Origin of the sequence: Mycobacterium sp., from assembly GCF_032161845.1 — a bacterium.
Lineage (GTDB): Bacteria > Actinomycetota > Actinomycetes > Mycobacteriales > Mycobacteriaceae > Mycobacterium.
In genome coordinates this window covers 1-10,754 of the sequence record NZ_JAVRQA010000159.1, presented here as the reverse complement: position 1 = coordinate 10,754, position 10,754 = coordinate 1, and the positions used below count along the sequence as shown (strand labels likewise).

Below are 10,754 nucleotides of genomic sequence, written 5' to 3'. Positions count from 1 at the left end.
TACCGCATCGAACTCGGTGAAGTGCGTTCGGCATTGGTCGCACTGGAGGGCGTCGAACAGGCCGTCGTCATCGCCCGTGACGGCCGGGTGGGCGGCAAGCGCCTGGTGGGATACGTCACGGGGACGGTCGACCCGGTCGTGGCACGTGCGGCACTGGCCGAGCGCCTGCCCGCCTACATGGTTCCTGCGGCGGTGGTCGGCCTGGCAGCGCTGCCGGTCACGGTCAACGGCAAGCTCGACACCAACGCCCTGCCGGAGCCGGAGTACACCGAGGGCAGCTATCGCGCCCCCGGCAGCCTCACCGAGGAGATTCTGGCAGACGTCTACGCCAGGGTCCTCGGGCTTGAGTCGGCGGCCGTTGGCGTTGATGACTCGTTCTTCGACCTCGGCGGCGACTCGCTGTCGACGATGCGCCTAGTCGCGGCGATCAACGCCGCGCTGGGCGTGGAGCTTCCGGTGCGCGCCGTCTTCGAAGCTCCCACCGTCGCCCAGTTGGCGCCTCGGATCGGTGCTGCCGACGGTCGACTCCAGCCACTGGTCGCGGTCGAGCGACCCGCGGTCATCCCGTTGTCCTTCGCCCAGAATCGGTTGTGGTTCATCGACCAATTGCAGGGCCCGTCACCGGTGTACAACATGGCGGCGGCCATGCAATTGAACGGTGGCCTGGACGTCGGGGCACTCGGTGCCGCGCTGGCTGACGTCGTGGCTCGGCATGAGAGCCTGCGGACGCTGTTCTCGGCGCAAGAGGGTTCACCGGAGCAGATCGTGGTGCCCGTCGAGCACGCGGATCTCGGGTGGAACGTCGTCGATGCGACCAGTTGGTCGCCGGGCCGGTTGCGCGAGGCACTCGAGGTCGCGGCGCGCGAGACCTTCGATCTGGCCACCGACATTCCATTGCGGGCGCGCCTGTTCCGGGTCACGGACGACGAACACGTGCTGGTGGCCGTGCTGCACCACATCGCCGCCGACGGATGGTCATTGCGGCCGTTGGTCGCCGATCTCGGTGCGGCGTATGCCAGCCGGTGTGCGGGTCAAGCCCCGGACTGGGCGCCCCTTGCGGTGCAATACGTCGACTACACGCTGTGGCAACGCGCGCAGTTCGGCCGCCTCGACGACAGCGACAGCCGCGTTGCCGCGCAGCTCGCCTACTGGGAGGGTGCGCTGGCCGGGCTGCCCGAGCGGGTCGAGCTACCCACCGACCGGCCGTACCCGTTGATCGCCGACATGGCCGGTGCCACCGTGGCCGTGGACTGGCCGGCCGAACTGCAACTGCAGGTCAACAGGTTGGCCCGTGCGCACAATGCGACCAGCTTCATGGTGATCCAGGCCGCGCTGTTGGCGCTGCTTGCCAAGGTCAGCGCCAATACCGATGTGGCCGTGGGCTTTCCGATCGCAGGTCGGCGTGACCCCGCTCTCGACGATCTCGTCGGCTTCTTCGTCAACACCCTGGTGCTGCGTGCCGACGTCGCCGACGACCCCAGTTTCGCCGAGCTGTTGACGCAGGTCCGAACGCGCAGCCTCGAGGCCTTCGAATACCAGGACGTGCCCTTCGAGGTGCTTGTCGAGCGGCTCAACCCGACCCGAAGCCTGACCCACCACCCTCTGGTGCAGGTGATGCTCTCCTGGCAGAACTTCACCGGCCTGACCGATCCGGCGGCGGCCTCTGGTCTGAAGGGCGTCGACGTCACGCCGATTCCGCTCGGCACCCAGTCGGCCCGCATGGACCTCACCTTCTCGCTCGCCGAAAGGTGGTCCGGGACAGGTGCGCCGGCAGGTATCGGCGGCGAGGTGGAGTTCCGCACCGACGTGTTCGACGTCGGCACCATCGAATCGTTGGTCAAGCGGCTGGAGCGGCTGTTGGTGGCGATGACCGCCGAACCGGAGCGGTCGCTGTCGTCGGTGAGTCTGCTCGACGAGGCCGAACACGCCCGGCTCGACGTGCTCGGCAACCGGACGGTGCTGACCCGTCCGCCGAGCTCGCCGAAGGCAATCCCCGAGTTGTTCGCCGAGCAGGTGGCCCGCACCCCGCAGGCAATCGCGCTCACCTGCGCCGGTCAGTCCTCGACGTATGCGGAGCTCGAGGAGGCGTCCAACCGGCTGGCCCACGTGCTGACCGATCGCGGCGCAGGGCCGGGACAGACTGTGGCGCTGCTCTTTTCGCGGTCGGCCGAGGCGATCGTGTCGATCCTCGCGGTGCTGAAGTCGGGGGCGGCGTACCTGCCGATCGATCCGGCGCTCCCGTCGGCGCGGATTGAGTTCATGCTCGGCGACGCCGCGCCGATCGCCGCCGTCACCACCAGTGAGCTGGCCCAGCGACTCATCGGGTTCGACGTCGCCGTCATCGACGTCGCAGACCCCGGTCTCGACACCCGGCCAGGTACGGTGCTGACGGCGCCCGCTCCCGACGACATCGCCTATCTGATCTACACCTCGGGCACCAGCGGAGTGCCGAAGGGCGTTGCGATCACCCATCGCAACGTCCTGCAGTTGTTGAGCTCACTGGGTGCCGGATTGCCTGACGCAGGCGTCTGGAGCCAGTGGCACTCATTGGCGTTCGACGTGTCGGTCTGGGAGATCTTCGGGGCGCTGCTGCGCGGCGGGCGGCTGGTCGTCGTGCCCGAGTCGGTGGCCCGCTCACCGGAGGATCTGCACGCCCTCCTGCAGGCCGAACACGTCAGCGTTCTGACTCAAACTCCGTCCGCCGCAATGATGTTGTCGCCGCGGGGGCTCGAGGCGACGGCGCTCGTCGTGGCAGGCGAGGCCTGCCCGACGGAGTTGGTGGACAGGTGGGCACCGGGTCGCGTCATGCTCAACGCCTACGGGCCAACGGAGGCCACCATCTACGCGGCGGTCAGCGCACCGCTGGCGGCGGGTTCGGGTGTCGTGCCCATCGGTTCGCCGGTGCCTGGGGCGGCGGCGTTCGTTCTCGACGAGTGGTTGCGGCCGGTCCCGATCGGCGTCACCGGTGAGCTGTACGTGGCAGGCGCAGGCGTGGCGGCTGGCTACGTCCGACGGTCAGGGCTCAGTGCGTCCCGGTTCGTGGCGAGCCCGTTCGGGGGGACGGGGGCGCGCATGTACCGCACCGGGGATCTGGTGCGCTGGGGCGCCGACGGACAGCTGCAGTATCTGGGACGCGCCGACGAGCAGGTGAAGATCCGCGGCTACCGCATCGAACTCGGCGACGTCCAAACGGCATTGGCCGCGATCGACGGTGTGCAGCAGGCGGTGGTGATCGCCCGTGAGGACCGTCGCGGTGACAAGCGTCTGGTCGGCTACTTCACCGGAACTGCCGACCCGGTCGAGGCGCGTGCCGCGTTGACCGCCCATCTTCCCGGCTACATGGTGCCCGCCGCGGTGGTGGCCATGGCGGCGCTGCCGCTGACCCCCAACGGCAAACTCGACAAGCGCGCCCTGCCCGCCCCGACCTACGGGGACGTCGATGCCTACCGCGCTCCTGGATCACCCGTCGAGGAGATTCTGGCTGGCATCTACGCCGAGGTGCTCGGGCTCGCCCGCGTCAGCGTCGACGACTCGTTCTTCGAGCTGGGCGGCGACAGCATCATGTCGATGCAGGTCGTTGCGAGGGCCCGCGCTGCGGGGCTGATGTGCCGGCCGCGCGATCTCTTCGTCGAACAGACCGTGGCACGACTGGCGTTGGTGGCCAGCGCCACCGACGGTGCAGCCGAGGAGATCGACGACGACGGCATCGGGCCGGTGCTGGCCACCCCGATCATGCGGTGGCTGGCAGGCGTCGAAGGGCTGGGTGGGCAGGTCGACCAGTTCAACCAGACCGTGCTGGTGCAGGCTCCGGCCGGCGCCACCGAGGTCGACGTGGCGGTCGTGTTGCAGGCCATGCTGGATCGGCATGCGATGTTGCGACTGCAAGTCGACAAGTACACTGACGGCGCCAACGCCTGGTCGTTGCACGTGCCCGAGGCGGGATCGATCGATGCCCGCGACTGCCTTCACGTGGTGGCGGAACTGTCCGAAGTGGCGGTGACGGCGGCGCGCTCGCGGTTGGATCCGGCGGCCGGGAAGATGCTCAGCGCGATCTGGGTGACCCCATCGAGGCAACTCTTGCTGATCATTCACCATCTCGCGGTCGACGGGGTGTCGTGGCGAATTCTCCTGGAGGACTTGAACATTGCCTGGGCGCAACACCGTGCCGGGCAGCCGGTCGCGTTGCCTGCGGGCGGGACGTCGTTCGCCAGGTGGGCGGAGCGACTCGGTGAACACGCCAGGACCCCCGAGGTCGTCGCCCATGCGGACGCCTGGCGAAGGGTGGCGACGACGCCGGCGGCGCTGCCTGCGGTGCAGCCCGACGTGGATACCTTCGCCACCGCCGGTCAGCTGTCGGTGTCGCTGGACGACGTCGACACCGTCCAGACGCTCCTACGTGAGGCGCCTACGGCATTCCACGCCGGGATCAGTGACGTCCTGCTGATCGGGTTCGCCTTGGCGGCTGCGGAATTCGTCGGCAGCGGCGGCGCACCGATCGCGATCGACGTCGAAGGCCACGGTCGTCAAGAGGAGTTGGGTCGGCAGGAGGAGCTGGGCCGTGACGTCGACCTGTCCCGCACCGTCGGCTGGTTCACCACCAAGTACCCGGTGTCCCTGTCTCTTGGCGAGCTGCCCTGGGCGCGAGTGATGGCGGGCGACGCGGCGCTCGGCGCTGTCATCAAGGACGCCAAGGAGCAGTTGCGCGCGCTGCCTGACGGCCTGACCTACGGTCTGCTGCGCTACCTGAGCGACGAGACCGCGCTGAATGACCCTGCGGCCCAGGACCCGCCGATCGGATTCAACTATCTGGGCCGGCTCGGTAGTGGCCCCGAGCTGTCCGACGACGTGTGGCGGGTCAGCCGGGAAGGTTCGTCGGTCGTCGGCGTCAGCACCGCGGTGCCGATGCCCCTGGCGCACACCGTGGAGCTCAATGCCGGCACCGTGGACACCGACGCAGGCCCGCAGCTGCATGCCAACTGGACGTGGGCGCCCTCGGCTCTCGACCGTGCGGCGGTCACGCGGCTCAGCCGGTTGTGGTTCGAGGCATTGACGGGGATCAGCGCCCACGTGCGCGCCGGTGGGGGCGGGCTGACCCCGTCCGACGTGGCGCCCGCGCGGTTGAACCAGCAGCAGATCGACGAGCTGCAGTCACGCCATCGCATCGCCGACATTCTGCCGGTGACCCCGCTGCAGCAAGGGCTGCTCTTCCATTCGCGCACCGCACGGGCCGGCATCGAAACGGCCGACATGTACGCGGTGCAGCTGAATCTGACCTTGACCGGTCCACTGGACCCGCACCGCCTTCGCGAGGCGGTACACGCGGTGGCCGAGCGTCATCCAAACCTGTCCGCCCGATTCTGCGACGAGTTCGACCAGCCCGTCCAGATCATTCCGGCGGTCCCCGTAATAGCCTGGCAGACCGTCGATTTGGACGAAGACGGAGAAGGCCTCGAGCGATTCTGCAGCGCGGAGCGTGCCGCCGTTGGCGACCTCGCTCACCAGCCACCGTTTCGGGTGGCTCTGATCCGCACCGGCGAGCATCGGCACCGACTGGTACTGACCACCCACCACATCGTGATGGACGGCTGGTCGATGCCGATCGTGCTGCGCGAGATCTTCGTCGGCTATTACGGGCAGCGGCTGCCCGCCGTAGCGCCGTACCGGAAGTTCGTCACCTGGCTGGCCGAGCGAGACGTCGATGCGGCCCGCGCGGCCTGGGCAACGGCGTTGGCAGGATTCGACACCCCGACGCTCGTCGGTCAGGGGAATCGGCCGCAGGGTCGGCGAGACGCCCGCTCCTTCCGGCTACCCGAGCAGACCACCCAGGCCATCGGCGAACTGGCACGCTCCCGCCACACCACCGTGAACGTCGTGCTGCAGGGTGCGTACGCGCAGGTGCTGGTGCGGCTAACCGGCCACCACGACGTCGCCTTCGGCACGGCCGTGTCGGGTCGGCCAACGGACGTGGCAGGTGTGGAGTCGATGGTCGGCCTGATGATCAACACGGTGCCGGTACGGGCGAACCTGACCGCGGCCACCAGCACCGCCGATCTGCTCGATCAGTTGCAAAGAAGCCACAACGAGACGCTCGAGCACCAGCATCTGGCGCTTGGCGAGATCCACCGAATCACGGGGCAGGACATCCTCTTCGACACGCTCTTCGCGTACGAGAACTACCCGCTGGGTGAGGCCACGTCGGGGGGCAGCGGTGAGTTGGCCATCACCGAGTTCACCAGCCACGAGCGGAACCACTATCCGCTGACGGTGCAAGCCATGCCGGGCAGCGAACTGGGGCTCCGCGTCGAATACGACACCGAGGTCTTCGATGCAGCGGGCATCGAGACGCTGGTCGAGCAGTTCGAGCGGGTGCTGGTGGCGATGACTGCCGAGCCCGCGCGACGGCTCTCGTCGATCGAGCTACTCACCGAGGACCAGCACACCCGGCTCGACCAGATCGGTTGCCGGGCCGCGCTGGACGGGCCGACGGTCGCGGCCACGTCGATTCCCGAGCTGTTCACCGCCCGAGTCGAGCGCACGCCCGCGGCCACGGCCGTCACCTTCGGGGAGCGGTCGATGACGTACCGCGAGCTCGACGAGGCCGCGAACCGCCTGGCGCACCTCCTGGTCGCCAGTGGTGCCGGTGCGGGTCAGTCTGTGGCGCTGATGTTCTCGCGGTCGGCCGATGCGATCGTGGCGATTCTGGCGGTGCTCAAATCAGGGGCTTCCTACCTGCCGATCGACCCGGCCGTGCCCGCCGAGCGGCTCGCGTTCATGATGGCCGACGCCGCGCCGGTCGTCGCGATCACCACGGGCGGCCTCACCGAGCGGTTCGACGACCTTGGCGTGTCGGTGATCGACCTCGATGACGCTGCCGTCGGCGCGCAATCCAGCGCGGCACCACCCGTGCCTGCCGCCGACGACGTCGCCTATGTCATCTACACCTCCGGCACCTCCGGCGTGCCCAAGGGGGTGGCCGTGACGCACGGCAACGTGACCCGAATGTTCGGTTCGCCGGACGACGGCGTTGCGCCTGGACGCGCCTGGACGCAGTGCCACTCGTATGCCTTCGACTTCTCGGTGTGGGAGATCTGGGGTGCGCTATTGCACGGCGGGCGCCTGGTGATCGTGCCGGAGGCCGTCGCGGCCTCGCCGCAGGAATTGCACGAAATGCTGGTCGCCGAACGGATCGACGTCCTCACCCAGACTCCGTCTGCGGCCGGGGTGCTTTCGCCGGAGGGGCTGGAGTCCGCGGCATTGCTGGTGGGCGGCGAGCCCTGCCCTGCCGAGTTGGTGGACCGGTGGGCGCCGGGGCGGCTGATGGTCAATGCCTACGGCCCCACCGAGACCACGGTGTACGCCGCGATGAGTGCGCCATTGGTCACGGGTTCGACCGCGGGTATGTCCACGGGCGCAACGGAATCGGTGCCCATCGGGTCCCCGGTGCCAGGGGCGGCGTTGTTCGTGCTCGATGCCTGGTTGCGCCCCGTCCCGCCCGGTGTCGTCGGCGAGCTGTACGTGGCAGGCGCCGGCGTGAGCGTCGGGTACGTGCGGCGTTCGGCGCTGACCGCGTCGCGGTTCGTCGCCTGCCCGTTCGGTGCTGCCGGAGCGCCGGCCGAAAGAATGTATCGCACCGGGGATTTGGTGCGTTGGGCTGCCGGCGGGCAGCTGCAGTACGTCGGTCGCGTCGACGAGCAGGTCAAGATCCGCGGGTTCCGCATCGAGCTGGGCGAGGTCCGGGCCGCCCTTGCCGGCCTCGACGGCGTCGAGCAGGCGGTGGTGATCACCCGTGAGGACCGCCCCGGTGACACGCGCATCGTCGGTTACGTCACCGGCACCGCGGACCCCGCCGGGCTGCGCTCGCAGCTGGCCGACCGGCTGCCCGCGCACATGCTTCCGGCAGCGGTAGTGGCGTTGCCTGCGCTGTCCGTCACCGTCAACGGCAAGCTCGACATCCGTGCGTTGCCTGCCCCGGAGTACCGCGCAGGCGAATACCGCGCTCCGAGCAATCACACCGAGGAGGTGCTGGCCGGAATCTACGGCCGGGTCCTCGACGTCGAGCGGGTCGGGGTCGACGAGTCCTTCTTCGACCTCGGTGGCGACAGCATCTCGGCGATGCGCTTGGTCGCAGCCATCAACGCAGGCCTGGACACCGAGCTCTCGGTGTCTGCCGTCTTCGAGGCACCCACCGTGAGTACGTTGGCCGAGCGTCTGCTGATGAACCCGGCTCCGGATCACGAGATATCGCCGGTCCAGATCCTGAAGGCAGGTAACGGCGTGCCGATGTTCTGCATCCATGCGGTGAGTGGGGTCAGTTGGCCGTACCAGGTTCTCGGTGGGTACCTCGATCGTCCGATCATCGGAATTCAGCAGGCCCGTGACGGCGACGAGCCCGAATCGATCCGCGACATGGCGGCGATCTATGCCGACCGGATTCAAGCGAGTCATCCGGCCGGCCCGTATCACGTGCTCGGCTGGTCCTTCGGCGGCGTCGTCGCCCACCAGGTCGCCATCGAGCTCGAACGGCGCGGTGGCACGGTCGAACGCCTCATCCTTCTGGATGCCGAGCCCAGCCTGAGCAGCTTGGCGAGCCATGCCGTGGACAGGAAGCAGCTGGACCGCCTCGTTCAAGAGCGAGGCGACGACGAATCCGCGCGATACAGTCGGCTTCTGGAGCAAATCGTGGACAACTTCGAGGCCAACGTCCGGTTCTATGACGATCACGAAGCCGGGGTGTTCCACGGTGATCTGGTCATGTTCTCCGCCGAGCGGGACGAGCGTGACCGGAGTTCCTTCCTGCAGCGCAGTTGGCAACCGCACGTGGCAGGCGACGTCATCGTGCACCCGGTCGATTGCACACATCAGGAGATGCTGACCACCGCCGCGCTGAGTGGGTACGGCGAGCACGTCAGCCAATTACTCGACCGCGGGTCGACGTGAAGTTGACCTGGCCGCGTAGGCCGACCGGGTTGCCGCGCCGCAACCCCGCCGCTGGCTCGTCCGTCAACGACATGTTCGGGCGCCTCGCCGACGTGGTGGTGCGCCGCCCATGGCTGGTGATCGGCGCCTGGTTGGTGCTGGTCGCGGTGCTGGCGGTGGCGGTACCCCCGTTGATGCGCATGGCCAGCGACCAAAGCCAGGAGTTGCTGCCGAGCGATTCCGAGGTGATGGCAGCGACCCGGCAGATGACCGAGGCCTTCGGTGAACCAGGGATCCAGAACATCGCCCTGGTGGTGCTGACCGACGAGCACGGGTTGACCAGTGCGGACGAGGACGTCTACCGCACCCTGGTCGACAGGTTGCATGCCAATCAGCGCGACGTCGTGATGGTGCAGGACTTCATCTCTCAGCCACCGCTACGCGATGTGATGGCCAGCAAGGATCACCAGGCGTGGTTCATTCCGGTCGGCATTGCCGGCGAGTTGGGTTCGCCGGAGTCGAATGCATCCTATGAGCGCGTCGTGGACACCGTCACGCAGACCGTCGCAGGCTCGTCACTGACGATGCACATGACGGGGCTGACGGCCACCGTCGCGGAACGCGAGCAGCTGGGACTGCGGGATCTGCGGGTGATCGAAACCGCAACCCTGGTCATGGTTTTGCTGATTCTGCTCGTCGTGTATCGCAATGTCGTCACCATCCTGCTGCCGCTGATCACCATCGGGATCGCGCAGGCGGCCGCGACGCAGGTGGTCGCCGGGCTGGCGCAACTGGGTCTGGCCATCTCCCAGCAGACGATCGTGTTCATGAGCGCGATGATGATCGGTGCCGGCGTCGACTACGCAGTCTTTCTGATCAGTCGCTATCACGAATATCTGCGGCAGGGCTTGGAATCCGATGAAGCCGTGGCGCGGGCGCTGACGGCCATCGGCAAGGTCATCGCTGCCTCCGCGGCGACGGTGGCGATCACCTTCCTCGGCATGAGCTTCACCACCCTCAAGGTGTTCTCCACCGTCGGGCCTGCGTTGGCCGTCTCGATCGCGGTGACCTTCCTGGCCGCGATCACCCTGCTGCCCGCGATGCTGACGCTTGGCGGCCGCCGCGGCTGGGTGGCGCCGCGACGGGAGCTCACCAACCAGTTCTGGCGACGGTCCGGCATCCACATCGTGCGGCGTCCGGTCGCCCACCTCGTCGCCAGCCTGGCCATCCTGGTGCCCCTCGCTGGGTGTGTCCTCTTGCTGCACACCAGCTATGACGCGCGGAACACGTTGCCGCCGACGTCAGGAAGCAACGTCGGGATGGCCGCGATCGAACGCCACTTCCCGGCCAGCCTCACCGCCCCGCAGTACGTCTTCATCCAGTCCCCGCACGACCTGCGCACCACCAAGGCGCTGTCGGACCTCGAGCAGATGGCACAACGGGTCAGTCAGCTGCCCGACATCGCGGCGGTGCGGGGAGTCACCCGTCCCACTGGCGCACCGCTGGAGCAGGCCACGCTGAGCTTTCAGGCCGGCGAGATCGGCAACACTCTCGCGGACGCCTCCGCGAAGATCACCGCAAGCACCGACCAGCGTGCGGCGTTGACCGGCGGAGCCGACAAGCTCGCCGACAGTCTGTCTACCGTGCGCGACGAATTGACCAAGACGACCGGCGTTCTCGACGGCCTCAGCAAGACGATGGCCAACATCAAGGATCAATTGGAGAGCTCTCAGGAGTTCCAGGATGCCCAGCGGGAGCTGGCCGACGCGCAAGCCGCGGGCGGCCCGAGCCAGCCAACCCGGTCGGGCAGCGAGAACTTCCATGACATGGTCGGCATC

General features: G+C 68.1%; 2 protein-coding genes. Both read left to right on the top strand.

All coding sequences use genetic code 11. From position 1 onward, the window contains the following. On the top strand, positions 1 to 8,937 hold an 8,937-nt coding region (locus QOD90_RS09295; RefSeq protein ID WP_526348891.1), incomplete at its 5' end, for an amino acid adenylation domain-containing protein. Beyond that, positions 8,934 to 10,754, top strand: a 1,821-nt coding sequence (locus QOD90_RS09290) for an MMPL family transporter (protein WP_526348889.1), incomplete at its 3' end; no start/stop codon positions are given. The genes QOD90_RS09295 and QOD90_RS09290, both read left to right, overlap by 4 nt.